This window comes from Streptomyces sp. NPDC026673, assembly GCF_040638135.1.
In the GTDB taxonomy this organism is placed as follows: domain Bacteria; phylum Actinomycetota; class Actinomycetes; order Streptomycetales; family Streptomycetaceae; genus Actinacidiphila.
Map to the genome: position 1 here is coordinate 24,146 of NZ_JBEZXR010000051.1, position 20,636 is coordinate 44,781.

Annotated in this window: 18 protein-coding genes and 1 pseudogene; 8 read left to right on the forward strand and 11 right to left on the reverse strand. The window is 71.2% G+C overall.

All coding sequences use genetic code 11. The annotated features are described in order from the left end of the window. Positions 1-75 (reverse strand): annotated as a pseudogene (locus tag AB0F62_RS28740) (nitroreductase family protein); the annotation flags it as partial. Between the two features lie 122 nt (positions 76-197). Between AB0F62_RS28740 and AB0F62_RS28745 the strand changes: the two are divergent. From AB0F62_RS28745 to AB0F62_RS28755, 3 genes are all read left to right on the forward strand, one after another. Continuing rightward, the gene (locus AB0F62_RS28745; RefSeq protein WP_361805338.1) at positions 198-1,928 is read left to right on the forward strand and encodes a SpoIIE family protein phosphatase; all 1,731 of its coding nucleotides are present in this window, start codon (positions 198-200) and stop codon (positions 1,926-1,928) included. A 244-nt stretch (positions 1,929-2,172) separates the two neighbouring features. Continuing rightward, complete coding sequence (locus AB0F62_RS28750; RefSeq protein ID WP_361805341.1) at positions 2,173-2,649, forward strand: hypothetical protein; 477 nt, start codon at positions 2,173-2,175, stop codon at positions 2,647-2,649. 125 nt (positions 2,650-2,774) lie between these two features. Further along, positions 2,775-3,005, forward strand: coding sequence for a DUF6480 family protein (locus AB0F62_RS28755; RefSeq protein ID WP_361805344.1), 231 nt, complete (start codon positions 2,775-2,777; stop codon positions 3,003-3,005). A 295-nt stretch (positions 3,006-3,300) separates the two neighbouring features. Here AB0F62_RS28755 and AB0F62_RS28760 read toward each other — a convergent pair whose 3' ends face one another. The 3 genes from AB0F62_RS28760 to AB0F62_RS28770 all read right to left on the reverse strand — a co-directional run bounded on the left by AB0F62_RS28760 (position 3,301) and on the right by AB0F62_RS28770 (position 4,983). Then, positions 3,301-3,768: a hypothetical protein gene (locus AB0F62_RS28760; protein ID WP_361805347.1), complete on the reverse strand. Its 468-nt coding sequence runs from the start codon at positions 3,766-3,768 to the stop codon at positions 3,301-3,303. 41 nt (positions 3,769-3,809) lie between these two features. Further along, positions 3,810-4,367 carry a hypothetical protein gene (locus AB0F62_RS28765; RefSeq protein WP_361805350.1) on the reverse strand — a complete coding sequence of 186 codons (558 nt, stop codon included), beginning with the start codon at positions 4,365-4,367 and terminating at the stop codon, positions 3,810-3,812. Between the two features lie 139 nt (positions 4,368-4,506). Next, positions 4,507-4,983 (reverse strand): MarR family transcriptional regulator, encoded by a 477-nt coding sequence (locus AB0F62_RS28770; protein ID WP_361805353.1) that lies wholly within the window; start codon positions 4,981-4,983, stop codon positions 4,507-4,509. A gap of 476 nt (positions 4,984-5,459) precedes the next feature. Between AB0F62_RS28770 and AB0F62_RS28775 the strand changes: the two genes are divergently transcribed. Then, positions 5,460-6,185, forward strand: a complete 726-nt coding sequence (locus AB0F62_RS28775) for a polysaccharide deacetylase family protein (RefSeq protein WP_361805356.1) — start codon at positions 5,460-5,462, stop codon at positions 6,183-6,185. A gap of 255 nt (positions 6,186-6,440) precedes the next feature. Here AB0F62_RS28775 and AB0F62_RS28780 read toward each other — a convergent pair whose 3' ends face one another. Further along, a complete protein-coding gene (locus AB0F62_RS28780) occupies positions 6,441-6,881 on the reverse strand; it encodes a MarR family transcriptional regulator (protein WP_361805359.1) in 441 nt (146 codons plus the stop codon). Positions 6,882-7,040: 159 nt separating this feature from the next. Here AB0F62_RS28780 and AB0F62_RS28785 point away from each other — a divergent pair, with 159 nt between their 5' ends. From AB0F62_RS28785 to AB0F62_RS28795, 3 genes are all read left to right on the forward strand, one after another. After that, positions 7,041-8,495, forward strand: coding sequence for an MFS transporter (locus AB0F62_RS28785; protein WP_361805362.1), 1,455 nt, complete (start codon positions 7,041-7,043; stop codon positions 8,493-8,495). Positions 8,496-8,784: 289 nt separating this feature from the next. Further along, the gene (locus tag AB0F62_RS28790; protein ID WP_361805365.1) at positions 8,785-9,684 is read left to right on the forward strand and encodes an SDR family oxidoreductase; all 900 of its coding nucleotides are present in this window, start codon (positions 8,785-8,787) and stop codon (positions 9,682-9,684) included. A 409-nt stretch (positions 9,685-10,093) separates the two neighbouring features. Continuing rightward, entirely contained in the window at positions 10,094-11,272 is a 1,179-nt protein-coding gene (locus tag AB0F62_RS28795) for a serine hydrolase domain-containing protein (RefSeq protein ID WP_361805368.1), read from the forward strand. 67 nt (positions 11,273-11,339) lie between these two features. Here the strand turns inward: AB0F62_RS28795 and AB0F62_RS28800 are convergent, their stop codons facing one another. Then, positions 11,340-11,507, reverse strand: coding sequence for a hypothetical protein (locus AB0F62_RS28800; protein ID WP_361805371.1), 168 nt, complete (start codon positions 11,505-11,507; stop codon positions 11,340-11,342). 34 nt (positions 11,508-11,541) lie between these two features. Then, the gene (locus AB0F62_RS28805) at positions 11,542-11,898 is read right to left on the reverse strand and encodes a PRC-barrel domain-containing protein (RefSeq protein WP_361805374.1); all 357 of its coding nucleotides are present in this window, start codon (positions 11,896-11,898) and stop codon (positions 11,542-11,544) included. Positions 11,899-12,166: 268 nt separating this feature from the next. Here AB0F62_RS28805 and AB0F62_RS28810 point away from each other — a divergent pair, with 268 nt between their 5' ends. Next, a complete protein-coding gene (locus AB0F62_RS28810) occupies positions 12,167-13,636 on the forward strand; it encodes an FGGY family carbohydrate kinase (protein ID WP_361805377.1) in 1,470 nt (489 codons plus the stop codon). Between the two features lie 66 nt (positions 13,637-13,702). On the opposite strand, the gene AB0F62_RS28815 is transcribed toward AB0F62_RS28810, so the two are convergent. From AB0F62_RS28815 to AB0F62_RS28830, 4 genes are all read right to left on the reverse strand, one after another. Beyond that, complete coding sequence (locus AB0F62_RS28815) at positions 13,703-14,137, reverse strand: hypothetical protein (RefSeq protein ID WP_361805380.1); 435 nt, start codon at positions 14,135-14,137, stop codon at positions 13,703-13,705. A gap of 95 nt (positions 14,138-14,232) precedes the next feature. Beyond that, positions 14,233-17,964 carry a S8 family serine peptidase gene (locus tag AB0F62_RS28820; RefSeq protein ID WP_361805383.1) on the reverse strand — a complete coding sequence of 1,244 codons (3,732 nt, stop codon included), beginning with the start codon at positions 17,962-17,964 and terminating at the stop codon, positions 14,233-14,235. A gap of 347 nt (positions 17,965-18,311) precedes the next feature. Beyond that, on the reverse strand, positions 18,312-19,934 hold the full coding sequence (locus AB0F62_RS28825) for a 4-hydroxyphenylacetate 3-hydroxylase N-terminal domain-containing protein (RefSeq protein ID WP_361805385.1): 1,623 nt from the start codon (positions 19,932-19,934) through the stop codon (positions 18,312-18,314). A gap of 153 nt (positions 19,935-20,087) precedes the next feature. Beyond that, entirely contained in the window at positions 20,088-20,633 is a 546-nt protein-coding gene (locus AB0F62_RS28830) for a flavin reductase family protein (RefSeq protein WP_361805388.1), read from the reverse strand. Positions 20,634-20,636 lie beyond the last annotated feature (3 nt).

The following is a 20,636-nucleotide window of genomic DNA, read 5'->3' on the forward strand; positions in this document are numbered from 1 at the left end:
CCCGGCGGCGCGGACGCCGATGATGAAGTAGCCCACCTGGAGCGCGGCGTTGAGCGCGGCGGACCGCTCGCGGACCGAGGAGTGAGGGAGGGCGCCGTCATCGCGTCCCCTCCGTCGACGCGTGCGCCGGGCGCGCCGCGATGGGACCCTGGTGCGCGGGTAGAGCAAGAGAGCTGACGCACCCGAGGACGGGAAAGATGGACGCCGTCGTACCGGAGACCGGACCGCCGCTCCCGGACGCAACCCGGGCAGTCCCCGTGGCCGTGCCCGACGACCTGCTGGAGGGCGTGAAAGCGGCCGCCTTCGTCGTGGACGGCGAGGGGCTGATCGCCGCGACCAACAGCGCCGCCCGGACCCTGCTGCACAGGGACTCCGCGGACCTCCTCGGCCAGGACGCCCACGACCTGCTGCATCGGGACAGCCACGGCCGCGCCATGCCGCGGTCCCGCTGCCCGATGCGTGACGCCCTGCTCACGGAGAGGACCCGGCACAGCGACCTGGGCTGGTTCTCCTGCGGGGACGGCACTCTGCTCGGACTCTCGTGGGTGCTGACCCCCTATGTCCTCGGCCCCGGTAGGCCGGGGGCCCTGGTCGTCCTCCACCGGCGGCAGGAGGCCGTGGACCCGCGCGAGGAGGGGCCGGGCCTGTCGACGGCACTGACGGAGCTCGACCGCCTCGCCCTGCTGGCGGAGACCACCACCCAACTCACCTCGACCCTGGACGTGGACGAGGCGCTGCACCGCCTGGCCGCCCTGACCGTGCCGCTGCTCGCGGACTGGGCGATCGTCGATCTGCTCACCGAGAACGACGAGGTGCGGCGCGCCCTGGTGATCCAGCACAAGGAGGGCGTCCTGGTGGAGCGCGCGGATCTCCAGGGGCCGATGCCGCCGCTGCCCATGGAATCCCCGATGCCGCTGTCCCGGGCGCTGCGCGGCGCGGCTTCCACCATCGCCGGCCCCTCCACTTACCACGGTCCACCGGACTCCGGCATCGCGGTCGAGCAGCACAGGCTCTTCGAGAGGACGGGCATGCACTCCGCCGCCATCGCCCCGATCCGCGGCCTGCGGGATGTGCTCGGCGCGCTGACGCTGGGCCGCACGGAGCGACCGGACGGCTTCACCGCGGGTGACCTGCCGCTTCTGGAGGACCTCACCCGCCGGGCCGGCCTGGCCCTGGACAACGCCCGCCTCTACCAGAGGCAGCGCAAGGTGTCCGAGACCATGCAGCGCCACCTCCTGCCCCAGATGCCCACGATTCCCGGGCTCGAGATGACGGCCCGGTACGTCCCCGCCCCGCAGGCCTCACAGGTCGGCGGCGACTGGTACGACGCTTTCCCGCTCACCGACGGCGCGACCGCACTGGCCATAGGCGACGTCGTCGGACACGACCTCGACGCCGCCGGTGGCATGGCCCAGGTCCGGAACATGCTGCGGGCCTTCGCCTGGTCGGACCCCGCGTCACCCGGCGCCGTCGTCAGCCGGCTCGACCAGGCCGTCATGCGCACCGCCGAAGTGCCCATGGCGACCGTGATCCTCGCCTGGCTCACCACCGCGGATGACGGTCTCTGGCGACTGGAGTGGACCAACGCCGGGCATCCGCCGCCCTTGCTGGTGACCCACGACGGCCGGACCCGCTTCCTGACCGAAGGCCACGGCATCCTGCTCGGCACGGGCACCGACCGCCCCCGTCACGACGCCGTCGTCACCCTGCCCCCGCAGGCGACCCTGGTGCTCTACACCGACGGACTGGTCGAGTCCGCCCGGCACCCCATCGACGACGGCCTGGACCGGCTCCGCCGGCACGCCGCCTCGCTCGCCCGGCGCCCGCTCGACTCGTTCAGCGATCTGCTGCTGGATCAGGTCCGGCCGCAGGACAACGACGACGACGTCGCCTTCCTCGCCCTGCGCACCCCCGGCCTCGCCCCCTGAGAGCCGGCAGGGAGCGGACGACGGGCGCCGCGCCGCCGGGTGCCTGGTTTGTCCCCTGCCGTTGAGGAAAGCCGCTCCTCATGAGGCTCATGAGGCCTACGACGAAAGCATGGTCTTCCGGACGGGGCGATGAACGTCCGGGATCCGGCGGCCGCACCGCAACCGCGCTTCGAGCGCCGCGTATCCCCTGACGGGCAGGTCGAAGTCCGGCTCGACCGAACCTGAGCCACGAGGAGGAGCCGCCATGAGCCGGGAAGCACTTGAGATCTACTTGAACGACCACCTGGCCGGTTCCACCACCGGCCGGCTGATCTCGCGCCACATCGCCGAGCACCACCGCTCGTCGTCCCACGGCGGCGAGCTGCGCCGCGTGGCCGACGAGATCGCCGAGGACCGGCAGGCCCTCCTTGACCTGATGGCGGCCCTTGACGTACCGACTCGGCGGCACAAGATCTACGCGGGGTGGCTCGCCGAGAAGGCCCGCCTTCTCAAGCTCAACGGGCGGGTCGTCCGCCGCTCGGGCCTGAGCACGGTCATCGAACTCGAGGCGCTGCGCCTGGGGATCGAGGGCAAGAGCCTGCTGTGGCAGTCGCTCCTGTCGCTCACCCCGAGGGAGGAGCTGGACGAAGCCCGGCTGCGGAACCTCCTGGACCGCGCGCGGGAGCAGATCGACACGGTGGAGACGGTACGCCGCGAAGCGGTCGGAGCCGGCCTCGGCTGATCGCGGCCGCGACGGGGCCGCAGGCCTCGCCCGCGGCTGATTCCGTCCGCCCGGCCGTTTCCCGGCATCGCTGCCGGGAAGGGGCACAGGAGATGCACTGATCGCGTTCCACTGGCAGGTGCGCCATGAGTACGCCGCATGCAGGCAGCCATTCCGCCCCGTACGGCGACACCGGACACAAGGTGCCGCCCACCGAGACGCCCCCCGGGGAAAGCAGCACCACCATGGGCATCTCACTTCCCGAGCGGCCCGAACTGCGCAAGGCGTGGGGGTTCACGCCGCTGGTGCTGATCTTCTGTGTCGTGGCGATCTTCCTCGCGGGAGTGATCGCCATGATCGTCGCGCTGTCCTCGTAGCCGTGAGTGTCTCCCGGCGACCGTGGCGGGTTGCGGAGATGTGCGAGGAGGTGGAAATGGGAGGTCAGGAGAGGAATCGCGAAGAGTCCGATCGCGACGACGACGAGCGCCACACTCGGGAGGCGGATTCACCGCGCGGTGACGACGGTACCGACGTGGACCGGACGGGAACGCCACCGCATGAGGAGCGCCGTGGAACCGGCCTGGAGGATTTCTGATTCGGTGAGGACCGGTTCACCGCCCCGGCGGCGCGCCGCCGAGTGAAGCTCGGGGAGGCGGCGCGCCGCTGTACCGCTCAGGTGGTGAGGAGGCGGTTGAAGAAGGAGCGGTAGCGCCGGAGTGCGGTGCGCAGTTCCTCGGTGTTCACCTGTTCGCCGCGGGTCCACTGGCCTTCGAGGTCCTGCTTGTGGTCGGCGAAGGTGGCGGCGAGCTTCTGCATCACGTCGGCGACGAGTTCGTCGGCCGCGTGGACGGCGTCACGTGGGTCGTCGACGAACTCGCTCTGGATCTGCTGCCAGCGGCTGCGGAAGCTCTCCTCGTCCTGAGAGCCGAGGAGTTGGGGCGTCTCGTCGGCGGCGGCGTCCTGTGCGGGGGTGTCCGGTGCGGGAGCGGCGGCCGGTTGGTCCGGGGGCGGTTCGCCTCGCGTTCGGGTGCTTTCACCGGGATACCGCGGTGCCTGGGAGGCCGTGTCCCGGTCTTCCCGGGTCTTGGCCAGGTCCTCGGTGGCGAGGGCGCTGATACGGGAGGTGCGTTCGCGTTCCATGGTTCCGCGCCTTTCGGGGGTGCTGGTGCGGGGCGGGGCGGTCAGGCGCGCGCGTGGCGTCGTCCGCCGCCGTTGGTGAGGAGTTCGTCGAACAGGGCGCGGTAGTGGACCATGGCGCCGCGCAGTTGTTCGGTGGTGGCTTCGTGGCGGGTGCTGAGGTCGTTGACCTCGTGGGCGGCCCGGTAGTGGTCCAGGGTCCGGCCGTGCTCCACGGACAGGTCCTTGACCTGCTGGTCGAAGTCCTCGGTGGGGTAGCCGCGTTCGCGCATCAGGGACGCGACCAGGCTGTCGGCGTCATGGACGGCGTCCTCGGGCCGGTCGACGAACTCCTCCTGGACACTCGTCCACTCCCGCGCGTAGCGGTCGCGGACACCGCTTTGCAGGGGCTTGATGTCCAGGGAGTCGTGGCGCTTGGTCCGTGCGGCGAGCTCGCGTTCGGCGTCCATCCGGCTGTCGGCGCCCTCGACGGTGCGGTCGTACTCGGGGCCGAACTGTTGCTTGAGGCGCCGGTGCCGTACGAAGAGGGTGGCGGCCACCGCGATGAGGGCGAGCACCACCACCACGGGGATGACGATTGACAGAAGTGTCCCGGTCGACATGGGGTCGGCTCCCTTGTGTTCTGTGGGGACCCCCCTCACCCAGACGCCTGCCCCTGGGTTTCCGTCCAAAACGTCACCTCTCCGGCCCTGGGAAAGCGGCGGGAAAGGCGGCGGTTGTCATTCCGCGCTGTCAGCGGCTTCAGGGCGTGTCGCGCCTTGCCCGCAGGTGCTCGGCCACCGGGGCGAGGGCCTTGCGCAGGGCCGCCTGATCCTCGGTGGGGAGGAGGTCGATGAAGTGCTCCCGCACCGCCGCCACGTGGTGCGGGGCGACCCTGCGCATGGTCTCCCAGCCCTCTTCGGTGAGGACGGCGTAGAGCCCGCGCCGGTCGGACTCGCAGTCCTCGCGGCGTACCAGTTCCGCGCTCTCCATGCGGCTGATCTGGTGCGACAGCCGGCCCTTGGACTGCAGGGTGGCGCGGGCCAGGTCGCTCATGCGCATACGGTGCCCGGGCGACTCCGAGAGGTTCACCAGGATCTCGTAGTCGTTGATGGTCAGGTGGAACGGCTCCAGGTCACGTCCGAGCTGGTAGAGCAGCAGAGTGCCGACTTCCCGGTAGGTCCGCCAGGCGCGCTGCTCATGGTCCGTCAGCCAAGCGCTGCTTTTGCCCATTTCCATTCCGTCAGCATATCCAGCACAACTGTTCTGCTTGAAATATCCACATTCCGATTTCTCGTGTCCCGGATCCGGCCGGCGATATGCCAGGGCGCCGGTCGCCGGGATCGGCCCGAATGCGCCACACACCGACGATCGATCCTCGCCCGGAGCGCGGTTCCGCGTTCCGGCCGTGTGCGTGGTCCGGCGCGGCGGACCGTCACCACGCCGTTGGGCCGACCGCGTGCCCTCGAATGTCACGGCACGTCAGTACCGATGCGAGGGTGATGTAAGCACACAGTGTGAATATCGCACCACTGTCGTTCGATGGTGTGTCCTTGCGTCACGAGCGGGAGCCGCACGCACGCTCCTGAGCTGGCATTATCCACCCCATGGGCAACCGGTAGAGGTGTGGATGCCTGCGGGAGGCGCATGGTGTGAACCGTAGGCTTCACGGGTGAACAGTGTGAATCGGCGACCTCGCCTGTGGAAACTTGGCCGTGGCGGCGGGCCTGGTCCTGGCCGCGGCCATCGTCCTTCGGTCGTTCGTCAAGGACACGATCTCCCCGAGTGACGTCCGCGAACAGGCCGCGGCGAACGGGGACAACGTCCCCGGGGAAGTGGACTGCCGGAAGGCGAAGTGCATCGCGCTCACCTTCGACGGCAACCCCGGCAAGCCGACCGACAGGCTGCTGGACCTCCTGAAGCGGCACAAGGCGCCGTCCACGTTCTTCCTCGAGGGCAGGCGCATTCACAAGCATCCGGACGTGGTGCGCCGGATCGCCGCGGAAGGGCATGAGATCGGCAACCACACCTGGACGCACCCGCGGCTGACCGACGTCTCCGACGCGCAGATCCGCGAGGAAATGCTCCGCACCGGGCGGGCCATCTCGGACATCACCGGCAAGAGGCCCACGCTGATGCGGCCGCCTCAGGGCCGCACCGACGACCATGTCTCCGAGGTCCTGCGGAAGTTGGGACTGGCGCAGGTTCTGTGGACGGTCACCGCCAAGGACTACGAGACGACCGACGCGGCGCTGATCACCGAGCGGGTCCTCGACGGCGCCGACCGCGACGGGATCATCCTGCTCCACCCGCTCCACAAGGGCACCGTGCCCGCAATGCCCGGCATCCTGAAGGAACTCACCGCACGGGGCTACACCTTCGTCACCGTGTCCCAGCTCCTCGCGCCGGGCACCGCCGAGCCCGGGAAGATGTACCGCTGACCACTGGCGGGGTTCGGGGCGGACGGTCGGCCAACGGCCGGGAGTCGCGCGGCAGTCGCGCGGTACCGCCCCGACACACGTGATCGACCCCGCGGCCCGGGTTCGGCCACGGCGGCCCTGGAGGGCCCTCCGCCGCGCCCCGCCTGCACAGGCGCCGTCGCCTGCCCCGCCCGGGTTGACGCGCGCCCCGGCCGGTCTCTCGGGAGGCCGGACCGGCCGGGGCGGAGCGCGAAAGGGGGAGGGCCCGCCAGGGCTTCAGGGGCGTGGCCAGGGACGTCCGGCGAGGCGTTCGATGTCGGTGTTGAAGCGTCTGAGGTAGGCGGCGAAGGCGGCGATGTCGTCATCCGCCCATTCGGCCATGACCTTGTCCAGACCGCCGATGATGGTGTCGCGTTCCTCGTCGAGCATGCGCGCGCCCTGGGGCGTGATCCGGAACTTGCGGGCCATGCCGCCCTCGGGGTTGGGGATGCGTTCCACGAGTCCGGCGCGCATGGCCGCGGCCGTCTGCCGGTTGAGAGTGGACGTGTCGAGCGCGAAGGCGTCGCTCAGCTCGCCGATCGACATCGGTCCCTGGACCCGGATCCGGCTCAGGAGGATGTAGGCGCTGCGATCCAGGCTGCCGGACCTGTGGCGTAGGAGTTCGTGGCGGCTGAGCAGCATCTGCTCGTACTCGACCTCGTGGGTGGGCCTGCCCATGTGTCCTACGCCTTCCGCCGTTCGACGGGCCGCCGGTGCGCGTGTTCGGCGTCCGCTGCCATCCTCGCACAGCCATGCATCGGCCACGCCATGTGCGTGATGCACTTCCTATGTACGATGCATATCCGATCGACCGACAAGCTGGCGAGGAGTGCCGTCATGAACGCCCCACAACCCACCGCACGCGCAGGGGGCGTGGTCGCCACGCTGGCCCTCGCCGGCATCACGGCTGCGATCATGCAGACCCTCGTCACCCCGTTGCTGACGGAACTGCCGCGGATCCTCCACACCTCGTCGTCGAACGCCGCCTGGGTGATCACGGCCACGTTGCTGGTCGCGGCCGTGTGCGTGCCCGTCTTCGGACGCCTCGGCGACCTGGTGGGCAAGCGGCGCATGCTCGTGGTGTGCTCGGTGCCGCTGGTGGCGGGCTCCGTGGTGTGCGCCCTGTCCTCCTCCGTGGCCCCGATGATCATCGGACGGGGTCTGCAGGGGATGGGCATGGGCATGGTGCCCCTCGGCATCGCCCTGCTCCGTGACGTCGTTCCCGCGGAGAAGCTCAGCTCCTCCATCGCCCTGGTCAGCGCCTCGATGGGCATCGGCGGCGGCCTGGGCCTGCCGATCGCCGCCGCGATCGCCCAGTACGCCGACTGGCGTGTGCTGTTCTGGGGTTCCGCGGGCCTGGCCGCGTTCGTCGCGGTGCTGATCTGGTTCTTCATCCCGGAGGTGCCCGCAGGGGCCAAGGGCCAGCGTTTCGACGTGCCCGGCGCGATCGGTCTGGGCGCCGGACTGGTATGCCTGCTGCTGGCCGTCTCCAAGGGCGCGGACTGGGGCTGGGCGTCGGCGACCACGCTCGGCCTGTTCGGTGCCGCCGTCGCCCTGCTGGCCGCCTGGGGCTGGTGGGAGCTGCGCACCCGCGACCCGCTGGTCGATCTGCGCACCACGGCCCGGCCCCGGGTGCTGATCACCAACCTGGCCTCGGTCTTCGTGGGCTTCGGCATGTACGCCGGGATGCTTGTCGTCCCGCAGTTGCTGCAGTTTCCGAAGGCGACCGGTTACGGCCTCGGCCAGTCCATGCTCGCGGCGGGCCTGTGGCTCCTGCCGGGCGGCGTCATGATGATGATCGTCTCCCCGATCGGCGGCAAGCTGACCAATGCCCGCGGCCCCAAGTTCACCCTGATCTGCGGCTCCCTGGTCCTCGCCGCCGGCTACGGACTGTCCCTGGTCCTGACGGGCTCCGCATGGGGGTTGATGCTGGCCGTCATGGTGGTCAACAGCGGCGTGGGACTCGCCTACGGATCGATGCCGGCCCTGATCATGGGTTCGGTCCCGCTGTCGGAGACCGCCGCCGCCAACGGCTTCAACGCCTTGATGCGGTCGCTCGGCACGTCGGTGGGTGCCGCCGTGATCGGCGTCGTCCTCTCCCAGATGACCACGACCGCGGGTGGCTTCACCTTCACCTCGGAGAACGGTTTCCGTACCGGCCTGGTCATCGGCTGCGGTATCGCGCTGGTCGCGGCGCTCGTCGCGGTGGCCATTCCGGCCGCCCGGGCCGCATCCGGTGATGCGGAGAGCCTGCCGGCCCCCGCGGCCCGGCAGGCGGCCCTCGACACCTGATCCGCCGTACGGCATCGGCGGTCCGGATTCCCGGCGTGTCGCGCAAGGAACGGCGATGAGCGCGGCGCCCGTCGGCCGCACGCCCGCAGGACGAGCGTGCGGCCGTACGCGGCGGCCTCGTCGCCGCGCCGTTTCGGCCGAAGGCTCCGCGCACGTCGCGGAACGCGTGCCGGTGTGCCCTGACGTGCTCCACTTGTGCCCCCGTACGCCCCTGCTGCCGGTTCGCCCGGCCTGTCACGCTCGCCTTCGAGCGGCATGGCCGGCGCGGCCGACGACACCGGGGGGATGCATGGCGCGGCGATGGCTGGTGACGGGATGTTCGTCCGGACTGGGGCAGGCGCTGGCGGGCGCGGTGGCGGAGGCCGGTGATCTGGTGATCGCGACCGCCCGCAGGCCCGCCGCCGTGCGGGGCCTCGTGGCACGGTACCCGGACCGTGTGACGGCGGTGGAACTCGACGTGTGCGACCCCGGGCAGTGCGAGGCCGCGGTGGAGCACGCGGTCCACCGTTTCGGCGGAGTGGACGTGCTGGTGAACAACGCCGGATCGGGGCTCTTCGGAGCGGTCGAGGAGGTGTCCGACGCCGAACTGCGCTCTCAACTCGAGCTGTTGACGGTGGCTCCCTGGCGCCTCAGCCGTCTCGTCCTGCCGTTGATGCGCCGTCAGCGGTCGGGCCACATCGTCAACGTCTCCTCCCTCGCAGGCCGGATGGGGATGCCCGGCCTGGCGGCCTATGTGACCGGCAAATACGCCCTGGAGGGGATGACCCAGGCGCTCGCGGCGGAGGTCGCCCCGTTCGGGATCAGGGTGCACGCGGTCGAGCCCGGCCAGTTCGCCACCCGCTACAGCACCGCGGTGACCGAGGCGGCCGCCGGTGTCCCGGCCTATCAGGAGAGCACGGGAGAGGTACGAGCGGGGCTGCGGGCCATGGCGGACAATCCGGCGCTCGGCAGCCCCGAGACGTTCGCCGCCCACGTCCTGCGGCTCGTCACGGCCCGGACGGCGCCCGTGCGAGTGCCGATCGGAGCGGACGCCTACGCCTACCTGGAGGCGATCGAAGGCGCCGCCCGCGACGAGCTCGCGGCCGCGTACGACTTCGTGCACGGCCCCGCCCCGGCGCCCCGGGACACCGCCTCGCCTTCGGCCGCGGAGGCCGGTGCGGCAACACTCGCCACGGGCCCGGGTGCGTGACCCCGCGGTCGCGACCGACCGCTGAGCGGGCGGCCGGTTGAGCGGCGGTCCGGACACGGCGGGAGAGCGCGGTGAGGCCGGGGCACCGGATCGCCGGGCGGCCGTGGTGGACCGGTGGTCCGTACGGGGTCACTCCGCCCGGCGGTGCGGGCAGCCGGGTCCTCGATCCTTCGGATGAGGCGAAAGGTAGGCCGTCCGGTCGAGGTGGGGGCCGGATCCGTCGGCGAGGCTGTCATCACGTCGCCTTGGATCAGCGGTCCCCGCCGATCCGGCGTGGCCGCAGCACCGCACCCGCACCCCGCCCGACCACGGCCGCCACGGCGGCCGCGACGCGGCCGTCGGAGCGGTGCGCGCGGCGCACCCGCCCGATCCCCGGCCGGGTTGCTTCCCGTTTCTCGGAGGACCTTCGATGCGCCCTGCTCCGCTCGCCGTCACCGCTCTCCTGTCCGCCGCGCTTGCCGTTCCCCTGGCCGCACCAGGGTTCGCGGCGCCCGCGCTCCCCGCCGCCTCCACTCCCCTCGCCGCGACGGCTCACACTCCGAGCGCCGGGGAGGCCCTACGGCAGAAGGCCCTGGACGACCTCGTCGCGGCCGGCGTGCCGGGTGTCATCGCCGAGGTGCGGGACGCCCGTGGTGTCTGGACCGGCAAGAGCGGCCGGGCCGACCTGCACCACAGGCGGCCTCTGGCGACCGACGGGCGGTTCCGCGCGGGCAGCGTGACCAAGTCCTTCGTCGCCACCACGGTGCTGCAGCTCGTCGCCGAGCGGAGGGTGGCACTCGACGCGCCGGTCGCGCGCTACCTGCCCGGCCTGGTTCCCCACGGGCGGGACATCACGGTCCGGCAGCTGCTCGGCCACCGCAGCGGGCTGCACAACTACACCGACTCCCTCTGGTCCGGCAGCCTCCAGGAGCTGTACAGGAACCGGTTCCGGACCTGGGCGCCCCGGGAGCTCGTGGCCGAGTCGGCCCGGCACGCCCCCGACTTCGCCCCCGGCACCGCGGGCCACTACTCCAACACCAACTACGTCCTGCTCGGCATGCTGATCGAGAGGGTCACCGGCGACACCGCCGAACACGAGATCACCCGCCGGATCCTCAAGCCCCTCGGGTTGCGGCACACATCCTTCCCCGGGACCTCCGTCCGCATCCCCGGCCCGCACGCCCGCGGCTACCAGCGTCTGGATGGGCCGGACTCCGCGTTCACCGACATCACGGAGGAGAACATGTCGTGGGCGTGGACGGCCGGTGCGCTGATCTCCACCAGCCATGATCTGAACCGCTTCTTCGCCGCGCTGATCGGCGGCCGGCTCCTGCCGCCGGCTCTGCTGCGCGAGATGAAGGAGGCCCGTCCGATGGACCGAGGGCCCCGCTACGGGCTCGGCCTCAGCGTCCTCGACTCCCCGGCGTACGGCACGGCCTACGGCCACACGGGCGGGGCTCCCGGGTACGGCACGTACAGCTTCACCACGGCCGACAACAAGCGGCAGGTCACCATCGCCATCAACACCCTGGCCGACACCGAGGCCATGAGCCGGGCGGCGGACGAGGCGCTCGAGACGCTGCTCCGGCCCGAGGCGAAGCCCGAGTAGGGCGCGACCACCCATGCCCCACACTGCTGCCGGGCGAGAGGCCCGCGGGCAGTGGTGTGGGGCGCCGTCAGCGCGCCACGCGCCGGTGCGAGTGCCGCCATCTCGTGGCGACGTAGGCGAGGTCGAGCGCCAGCACCACGATGCCGATGATCAACAGATAGGTCAGACCCTCGGCGACCGCGCCGATGAGTCCCAGGACGACGGCCACGAGAAGCAGGAACAAGACGAGCGCCATGTCCGGTAAACCCCCTTCGCGCGGTGTGCGGTGATCAGCGGCGCGCGAGCTTGCGTTCGCCGCCGGCTCCCGGGCGGTAGGCCATGTCGTAGTACTGGAAGATCTCCGGCTCCTGCTCCGCCGGAAGGATCTCGTCGGTCCCGATGGAAGGAGCCTTCTTCACCAGTCCCTTGGTCTGCGCGACCTTCACGTAGCCGGGCCCCACGATCGCCTCGTCGAGGGGAACGAACACCAGGCGCTGCCGTGTGGGCAGGCCGGTGCGCACCGTCGCCATGGACGGTTCATCGGTGGCGGTATCGACGTAGATCGCTTCCAATGCGCCGATCTTGCGCCCCTTGGGGTCGACGACACTGCTGTCGCGCCACTCGCGGATGTCGGCTGAATGGATCATGTGCTGCTCCTTGCGGCCCGCGGTACGACCTCGGTCCCGGCACGCGCCCACGGGGGCACCCATCTGGACATTTGACCTGAAAGCGCCACCCCGATTCATGCTACGCGTTTCCCGGATCGCCCGAAGGCGGCCAGGCTCTCCGGGCCTGCCGGGCCACGCCCGCCGAGGCCGGCCCGCGGGGACACGGCCGTCCGGACGGCCGCCCCGGCGCCGCCGAGCCGGACCGCGATCCCGGCGTTGCCGTCCACCGGTGCGGGGACATCCAGGTATGACCTTCCTCGGTGTCGACATCGGCACATCCAGCAGCAAGGGCGTCCTGGCCGACGCCTCCGGCGCGGTGCTCGCGACCGCGGTACGGGAGCACACCGTCCGCCGTCCGGCGCCGGGGCATGTCGAGATGGACCCCGAGGTGTGGTGGCGCGAATTCCGCGGGATCACCCGCGACCTGCTGTCCGGCGGCGCCCGGGTGCGGGCGGTCGGCGTCAGCGGCATGGGGCCGTGCGTCACCCTGGCCGACTCCGCCGACCGGCCGCTGCGCCCGGCCATCCTGTACGGGGTGGACACGCGGGCCGTTCCGCAGATCGCGCGGCTCGAGGCCGAACTGGGCCGTCAGGCGGTCCTCGACCGGTGCGGCAGCGTGCTGTCCACACAGGCGGTGGGGCCGAAGGTGGCCTGGGTGGCCGAGCACGAACCGGAGGTGTTCGCGGCCGCACGGCGGCTGTTCATGCCGGCCTCCTTCCTCGCCCACCGGCTCACCGGCGCCTACGTACTCGACCACCACTCGGCCAGCCAGTCCGTCCCCTTCTACGACACCCGGGAGCAGGAGTGGTACCGCCCCTGGGTGGACGCGGTGTGGCCGCACGCGGAGCTGCCCGAGCTGCGCTGGCCCGATGAGCAGGCCGGTACGGTGACGGCCGGGGCGGCGGCCGCGACCGGCCTCGCGCCGGGCACGCCCGTCCTCACCGGAACCATCGACGCCTGGACCGAGGCCGTCAGCGTCGACGCGACACGACCGGGCGACCTGATGCTCATGTACGGCACGACGATGTTCCTCATCGCCACCGTCGCCGGGCAGCTGCGCGTGCCCGAGCTGTGGAGCACCGTCGGCGCCTTCCCCGGCACCCGCTCTCTCGCCGGTGGCATGGCCACCTCCGGAGCGGTCACCGAGTGGCTGCGCGGCCTGTTCGGCTCACCCGACCGCGCGGTCCTGCTGGCGGAGGCGGCGGACAGCGGTGTTGGCGCACGCGGCCTCGCGATGCTCCCGTACTTCGCGGGCGAGCGCACCCCGATCGCCGACCCCGACGCTCGCGGGGTGATCGCCGGGCTCACCGTCGAGCACACCCGCGGCGACCTCTACCGGGCCGCCCTGGAGGCCACCGCGCACGGTGTACGCCACAACATCGAGGCCATGCGACAGGCAGGCGCCGGAATCGAGCGGGTCGTCGCGGTCGGCGGCGGCACGCAGGGCCGCCTGTGGACCCGGATCGTCTCCGACGTCACCGGACTGCCCCAGGACATCCCCACCGTCACGGTCGGCGCCGCCTACGGGGCCGCCCGGCTTGCCGCCCGACTGGCCGACGAGGCGGCGACCGAGGCGTGGAACCCGGTACGGGAGCGGCGCGTCCCCGACCCGGCGGCGGTGGCCGCGTACGACAGGCTGCACAGCCTGTACCGGGACCTGTATCCGGCGACGCGCGACACCGTCCATGCCCTGGCCCGGCTCCGGCGTGAGGCGTGAGGCGGATGGGTTCGCCGGTCCGCCACGGGGTGCGGCGCGGCGCCGTTGATGCGGGCGGCGGCGGCCTCAGGGTGCCGGCTGGTGGCGGTTCCGGGGGTGTGACGCTTCCTGACGGCGCGCTGCGGGCCGGGCCGCCCTGCTCCTCGGCGGAGGCCCCGGCCCTGTGTCGTTTCGGCCGAGCAGCTCCGCCGAGGTGGCCACGACGTCACCGGGGGTGCGGCGGCCGTGGCTGTGTTCGATGTGGTCGACGTGGTAGCCGTGGTAGCCGTGGTGTTCGAGGGTGGCCAGGATCCGGTGGCCGGCCGCTGCCGCAAGGGCGTCGGTGTGGTGGCGGGTGTGGGAGAGGAGGACGGTGGGGCGTCCGGTTCTGCATGCGGCCGGGAGGCAGGTGGGGGAGTAGGCGAGGACGCGGGTGAAGAGGTCGCCGTTCGCCGTCCCGAGGCCGAGGGCGTAGGAGGCGCCGTCGCCGGATCCGGCGACGGTGATGCGGTCGAGGTCCACGGGGAAGAGGGCGCGAAGGCCGGTCGGTCCGCGGTGGTGCGACCACCGCGGACCGACCGGCCGCGCTCTTCGCGGGTCCTGGGACCGGCCGCGTCTCAGCGCAGGCCGAAGGCCCGGATCACGGTCTGCTTCACCGCGTTGCCCGCCGAGTCCTTCGCGCCCGCCCGCAGCGACACGAAGGACGCCTTGCCCGGGGCGTCCAGGCGCAACCGCCCGTCGCTGCCGCAGGTGGCTTTCCGCCAGGTCCGGCCGTCGTCGTAGGACAGCTCTACCTCGACCGCGCCGACCTTGCCGGCAAGGCTTGCGCCCGGCAGGTGGGCGGCCGTGACGGACAGGGTGTCGTGCCGCCCGGCGCGCCCTGCGGCGTCCGTGGCGATCCGGTAGTCGAGCTGCACCAGCGGCAGCACCACGGTGACACCGTCGGTGGGCTCCGCCGAGGTGAAGTCCCACTCGGTGCGCGTGCGGGAGGAGTACGGGGTGTAGGTCACATCCCGCTCACCGGTGACGACCAGCTTGTACGGCAGTTTGCCGCGGCTGGGGGCGTCGCCCCACACGTTCGTGAAGTTCCCCTGGCCCAGCTGGGTGGCGCCCTGGTACAGGGTCTGCTGCTGGGTCACGGCCGGGTCCTGGTTCCAGCCGACGTGGTTCCGGCTGCCCCAGGCGGGGATGTCCACGTACAGGAGGTTGCCGTTGCGGCTGGGCGGGAGGTTGTGGAAGAAGGTGTCGTTCAGGAAGGGGCGCTGGATCGGCTTGAACCACTCCTCGGACTGCCTGCTGCCGGCCCGGTAGGCGGTCTTCGCGCCCTCCTCGAAGCCCAGGTAGTCGACGAACGCCTCCTGGTGCCAGCGGACACCGGTGGTGGACACCCAGTCGGTGCGCTTCCCGTTCGCCGGTTCCGGCATGTTGTTGCCGGACGACCAGTCGACACCGTCGAGCCATTCGAAGCGGAACTCGCTGCCGTCGCCGTCCGGCTTCGGGCTCGCGAAGGTGACGTCGATCCGGGCCAGGTTCCCGGAGTCACCCTTGACCGCCATCTTCGACGGGATCTCGTTGTGCCAGACGTGCGCGAGGTCGTACACGTACGGGCTCGCGGGTTCGGAGTCCACGGTGATCCCGGCCCCGCCGTCCCTGACCTGCCGGATCAGCTTCTCGCCCTCCTCGGCGCCGAGCAGGCCGACGTCGAGGGCGACGCGCCCCTGCCCCATCGGCGCGTAGGAGCGCATCGGGCGTCCGTACCCGTTCTCCACGACCAGCATGAGTTTCGCGCCGGCGGCCATCGCGTTGGCGGCCTGGTCGCTGTCGCCGACCTCGTCGCCGTGGCGGACCACCACGGCCTTGCCGCGCGCGTCAATGGAGGCGAAGTCCGCGCTCGACCCCTGGCCGGCGAAGACCAGCGGCAGCTTGTAAGTGCCCTTGGCCAGCGGGGTGACGTCCTGCTGGCGCAGTATGTCCGTGAACTCGCTCTTGCCGGTGGAGACGGCCAGTGCCGGCTTCTCGCCGCGCCAACGGGTGGTCAGCTGGAAGTCCCCGTGGGTGACCTTGTGGGTGGTCGGCTGCGCCCAGATGCTGTCGTAGTACAGACTCTCCGCGGACAGGCCCGACCTGACGCCGTTCATCACGCGGTTGTAGCCCAGCTTCTGGAAGGTCACCGCGCTTTGCTGCGGAGTCGACATGTCGATGCGCTTGGCCTTGGACGCGTCGAACGTGACGGTGGTGTCCCGGTCCAGAAGGACTTCGGGGTCGCCGAGGAGGGCCAGGCCCCTCGAAAGCGGACCGTGGACGCCCTGGATCTCCTGGAAGGAGAGCGCCGAGTACACGTCGTCGGGCAGGAAGACCTCCCGGGTGCCGGAGGGGCCGACGCCGATCATGAAGGACTCCATGTCGCCCGCCCTGAGCATCTGGACCTCGCCGGACGTGGGATTGCCGTCGGAGTCCTTGAACGTCAGGGTCATCTTGTGCATCGTCGCGAATCCGAGGGAGACCGCGGTGTGCGCCACGGTCCTGCCGGCCGCGTTCGTCGCGAGCAACTGGCCCGAGTAGTGGTTTTTCGCGGTGCCGGAGGAGCCGTCGATCGTGACCGTGACGCCGGCGGTGCCGTGCGCCGGGACGACCACGCGGGAGGCCGACGGACGGAACATCCCGGACGGGGCGTGCGGCGCGTCGACGGACAGTGTGAGGGCGACCGGTGCGTCGGTGACGTTGGTGTAGGTCACCGGGCGCTGGAGGGCGCCGCCCTTGTACTGGGCCGCGTAGGCGGTCGCCGAGGCGAAGACCCCGGCCTGTGCCGCCGCGGCGGCGTCCAGCCGGCCGCTCCCGGCCTCGAAGGCGTCGTACGTGGGGGCCCGGCGGGAACTGCTGGCCAGCAGGTCCTTCAACTGGCCTCCGGTGAGCTCCGGATGGGCCGCGGCGAGCAGGGCGGCGGCGCCGGCGACGTGCGGGGTGGCCATGGACGTGCCGCTCATGGTCCGGTACGCGTCCTGGCCGTTGCCGCCGAGCCGGGAGTTGGCCGCCAGGATGTCGACTCCGGGGGCGGTGATCTCCGGCTTCAGCGCGCCGTCGATACGGGGGCCCTTGCTGGAGAACGAGGCGAGCGAGTCGCCGGCGTCGACCGCGCCCACGGTCAGCGCCGAGGCCGCGGCTCCCGGTGCGCCGATGCTGCCCGGTGCCCCCTCGTTGCCGGCGGCGATCACGAACAACGCGCCCGTCTGGGCGCTCAGCCGGTCGACGGCCTGGCTCATCGGGTCGGTGCCGTCGGACACCATGCCGGTACCGAGGCTCATGTTGATGATCTTGGCGTGCTGGTCGACCGCCGCCCATTCCATGCCGGCCAGGGCGTAGGAGATCTGCCCGCTGCCGTACCTGTCCAGCACCTTGCCTATGCGCAGGCGGGCGCCCGGCGCGACGCCCTTCTCCTTGCCGTCGGAGGCCGCACCGGTTCCGGCGATGATCGACGCGACATGGGTGCCGTGTCCGGCGTAGTCGTCCGTGGTCTCGTCCGGTACGAAACTCCGGCTGGTCGCGATGCGGTCCGCCAGGTCCGGGTGGCCCGCGTCGACGCCGCTGTCGAGGACGGCGACGTCCACGCCCTGCCCGGTGTCCCCGCCCTGCCAGACCTGCGGGGCGCCGATCTGCGCGGTGCTGTCGGCGAGGTCGGCGTGGATACGGCCGTCGAGCCAGATGTGCGAGATTCCGGCACCGAAGGACGGCTTGGCGTCCCGCTCCCGGGCGCCGTCCTTCGCCGTCGCCCCGGCCACGGACTTCCAGAAGTCGTCCGCGCGGGAGCGGTCCGCGGTCAGGGCGGCGCCCTGGATGCTGTCCAGGTTCCGGACCCGGGACGCGCCCTCGGGGACGGCGGACGCGCGACGCGCGGCACCGGCCTGCGTGTAGGAGACGATCAGCGGCAGCCGGTCGCGGTGGGCGTCGTCGTAGCCGTCCGCGATCAGGTCGGTGATGTTGAACAGCTGCCGGTCCAGGGTGCCCTGGGCCAGGAAGGGCAGGGCGGACTCGGGGTAGACGTAGAGGTCGTCGCCCGAGGTCATGATGCGGGTCCGCGCCGGCAGTCCGTCCGCGCCGCGGACGGTGACCGTGCCGCCGAACTTCCCGCCGGCCCGCGGAGCCTGACGGGTGGTGACCACGTCTCCGGTGATCAGCGTGACCGTGTGGTCGCCGGCGGGCACCTGGTCCGCGGTGGGAGAGGACGTGGAGGCGGGTGGGGGAGCGGGGGTGCCGGAAGGGGTCGCCGCCTGGGCCGTGATCGGGCTCGTGAGGGCGAGAACCGAAGCGCCGGCGATGACCGGCACGCTCCAGCGTCTGTGGTGTGACTTCAAGGGTGTCCCTGGTCTGGGTCCGGGCAGAGGACGATCGCCCTCTGCCGTCCGAGGGCGCCAACCACAGCGGGTTGGTGTCACCTGGGCGCAGTGATCATATGCACGTATGGATTCAGTGTGAAGAGTTGTGCTTCCGCAGGTGAACCACCGAGGCAACAGTGTGTTCCACGGTGTGAGCGCCCGGCCCCTCAGAGGCGGCGGCGGGTGATGCCGTGGGTGAGCTCGGGACCGTGGATCACGCCGCGGATCACGCCGCGGGCGGCATCCCGGCACACCTGCCGGTGCGCCGGGATGCCGGAGCGCGATCGGGGAACTGCCGGCCGGCCCGGATGCCCGGGCCGGAGCCGTCAGTCGGCCGCGGCGTCGTGGCGCTCGGGGCCGGCCTCCTGCTCCTTCGTCCGGCGGGCGATGTAGCCCTCGTGGACGTCCTGGCCGCGGGCGTACTCGGGCTGGAAGCGGACACCGGCGTAGTGCGAGGCCTTCTCCGTCTCCTCCGCGCGCTTCCCCAGCTCCGCGGTGTCACCAAAACCCAGCACGTCGCGGGCCAGTTGGGTGAGCGGTCCGTCGACCTGGTACTCGGTGCGCTGCATGGTGAGCAGGTTGATCAGGTACAGAGGTGTGCCGTTGAACTTCTCGAACATCTCGTGACGCGTGCCCCACTCCGTCAGGAAGCGCTCGCTGATCTGCCGGAAGATCTTGATCCGGTCCCGGGCGCTGATCTCGGAACCGCGCAGCGCCTGCTCGAGCTTGGGGCCGATGTAGGGGTCGTCCAACTCGCGCCTGGTCGGCTGGATGACCACTCCGCGGCCGCAGAAGTCGATCAGCTTGTTCACCATGTCGTGCTGGTGCTCGAGGTAGTGGGCGCGGCCGAAGTCGATGTAGATGTTGTTCGGCTTGAACAGGCCGCCGGGCGTCTCGAAACCGGTCTCCTCGGCCGCCAGCATGAACGCGCGGCAGGTCTCGCGGAACCGGATGAGTTCGGCGAGCTGTGCCTGCACCACCGGCTGGGTGCTGGTGCCCAGCGACTGGGTGATCAGCAGCGCGAGGCCGACCATGAGTTCGGCGTGGATGGTCTGCCGGATCTGGGTCTCCAGGTGGACCCAGTCGAACTGCCGCTGCGGGTACCACTTGGCGTGGTCGGGGTTGCCGATGTGCTGTACCTGCGGCCAGGGGATGAGCACGTCGTCGAAGTAGACCATGCCGTCGAGCTCGTCGCCGATGGTCGCCAGCGGACGGTCGTAGGGGTCGGCGTCGGGCTGGGCCCGCGATTCGCGGGCGACCACGGTCACCCCGGGAGTGGCCAGCGGGACCATCGCGTAGATGGTCTGCTCGGGCTGCTGGCCCGGCCGCCACAGGTTGCCGATCAGGAGGTTGTTGACGAAGGGGATCGACGTGCCGATGGCCTTCCAGCCGCGGACGACGATGCCCTCGTCGTTCTCCTCGACGATGCGCAGCATGGGGGTTTCCGCCATCGCGTCGTCGCGGCTGCGGTCGTACTGCACGTCGAGGAACATGGGCGAGATCGCGAGGTCCTTCGAGGTGACCTCCTCCCACTGGCGCTGGATGTTGCCCGCCAGGTCGCGACGGGGGCCGGTGAAGCGGGAGTTCTCGGCCCACGGCCCCTGATCGTCGACCTGGGTGAACATGACGACGTTCATTCCGGCCGGCGGACGCGTGAAGATGCCCCCCTTGAAGTGCCGGAAGAGGAACTCGGCGTACTTGCGGCGGCGGACGGCGTCCTCCTTCGACCGCGGCAGGAACCAGTGCATCGACTGACGTCTGCCGTCCTCGTCGACGAACGTCGTGACGTCCTGGTGCTCGGGCTTCAGATGCAGGTCGTAGTACTCCGCGATGGCGTGGGCGTATCCGCGGGTCTTCGGGTGCGTGGTGACGTCGTCGACGAGCTCGCCGCCCACGTAGACCTTGCGGCCGTCGCGCAGCGACTCCAGGTATTCCTCGCCGGTCCTCATGATGTCTCTCCCGTGGTGGTGTGGTTCAACTGGCGGTGGAAGGTGGCGGAGTCCCAGGTGCCCCGTGGGCGTCGGGAGACCGGTGGAAGAAGCGGGGCGGTCCGTCGGCGTGGTTGCGGGCCTCGCACCGGCGGGCCGGCGGACCGGTCGGTCTCAGGTCCCGGCCTCCGTCATCGCCGGAACCTCCTCGATGTCCACGCTGCGTTGGTAGCGGCCCTGCCCGAACAGCAGGGGGCAGCGGGAGCGGGGCGCCAGTACGACACGGACCCTGCCGAAGACGACGAAGTGGCTCCCCATGGGCCGTGCCTCGGCCACCTCGCAGTCGAAGGTCACCAGGGAGTCCCGCAACACCGGCGACGTCACTCCGTCCGGCAGTTCGCCGCCCGCCACGACGTGGTCGTCGACGAACTTCACCGTTCCGACACGTGAGCACAGCCGCGACACGGCGACTTGGTCCTGGCTGAGCAGATTGACCGCGAAGCGGCTCTCGCGCCGGATGTCGGCAGCGGTGACACTGCGGTGGTCCACGCACACCAGCACGGTCGGCGGCTCCAGGCACACGCCGCTGAACGCACTGACGGTCATCCCCCAGGGACGGTCGTCATGACGTGTGGTCACCACGGTCACGCTGCCCACCACACGGCCCATCGCCGCCCGGAAGGTGTCGGGATCGGCCTGAGTATTTCCCCATTCGATCATCGG

Bases quoted from the DNA above. Each gene is read 5' to 3' on its own strand.
- AB0F62_RS28790 (WP_361805365.1), top strand. From the start codon at position 8,785: ATGGCGCGGCGATGGCTGGTGACGGGATGTTCGTCCGGACTGGGGCAG.
- AB0F62_RS28825 (WP_361805385.1), bottom strand. From the start codon at position 19,934: ATGAGGACCGGCGAGGAATACCTGGAGTCGCTGCGCGACGGCCGCAAG.
- AB0F62_RS28785 (WP_361805362.1), top strand. From the start codon at position 7,041: ATGAACGCCCCACAACCCACCGCACGCGCAGGGGGCGTGGTCGCCACG.
- AB0F62_RS28780 (WP_361805359.1), bottom strand. From the start codon at position 6,881: ATGGGCAGGCCCACCCACGAGGTCGAGTACGAGCAGATGCTGCTCAGC.
- AB0F62_RS28765 (WP_361805350.1), bottom strand. From the start codon at position 4,367: ATGTCGACCGGGACACTTCTGTCAATCGTCATCCCCGTGGTGGTGGTG.
- AB0F62_RS28755 (WP_361805344.1), top strand. From the start codon at position 2,775: ATGAGTACGCCGCATGCAGGCAGCCATTCCGCCCCGTACGGCGACACC.
- AB0F62_RS28745 (WP_361805338.1), top strand. From the start codon at position 198: ATGGACGCCGTCGTACCGGAGACCGGACCGCCGCTCCCGGACGCAACC.
- AB0F62_RS28830 (WP_361805388.1), bottom strand. From the start codon at position 20,633: ATGATCGAATGGGGAAATACTCAGGCCGATCCCGACACCTTCCGGGCG.
- AB0F62_RS28770 (WP_361805353.1), bottom strand. From the start codon at position 4,983: ATGGAAATGGGCAAAAGCAGCGCTTGGCTGACGGACCATGAGCAGCGC.
- AB0F62_RS28805 (WP_361805374.1), bottom strand. From the start codon at position 11,898: ATGATCCATTCAGCCGACATCCGCGAGTGGCGCGACAGCAGTGTCGTC.
- AB0F62_RS28750 (WP_361805341.1), top strand. From the start codon at position 2,173: ATGAGCCGGGAAGCACTTGAGATCTACTTGAACGACCACCTGGCCGGT.
- AB0F62_RS28810 (WP_361805377.1), top strand. From the start codon at position 12,167: ATGACCTTCCTCGGTGTCGACATCGGCACATCCAGCAGCAAGGGCGTC.
- AB0F62_RS28795 (WP_361805368.1), top strand. From the start codon at position 10,094: ATGCGCCCTGCTCCGCTCGCCGTCACCGCTCTCCTGTCCGCCGCGCTT.
- AB0F62_RS28760 (WP_361805347.1), bottom strand. From the start codon at position 3,768: ATGGAACGCGAACGCACCTCCCGTATCAGCGCCCTCGCCACCGAGGAC.
- AB0F62_RS28800 (WP_361805371.1), bottom strand. From the start codon at position 11,507: ATGGCGCTCGTCTTGTTCCTGCTTCTCGTGGCCGTCGTCCTGGGACTC.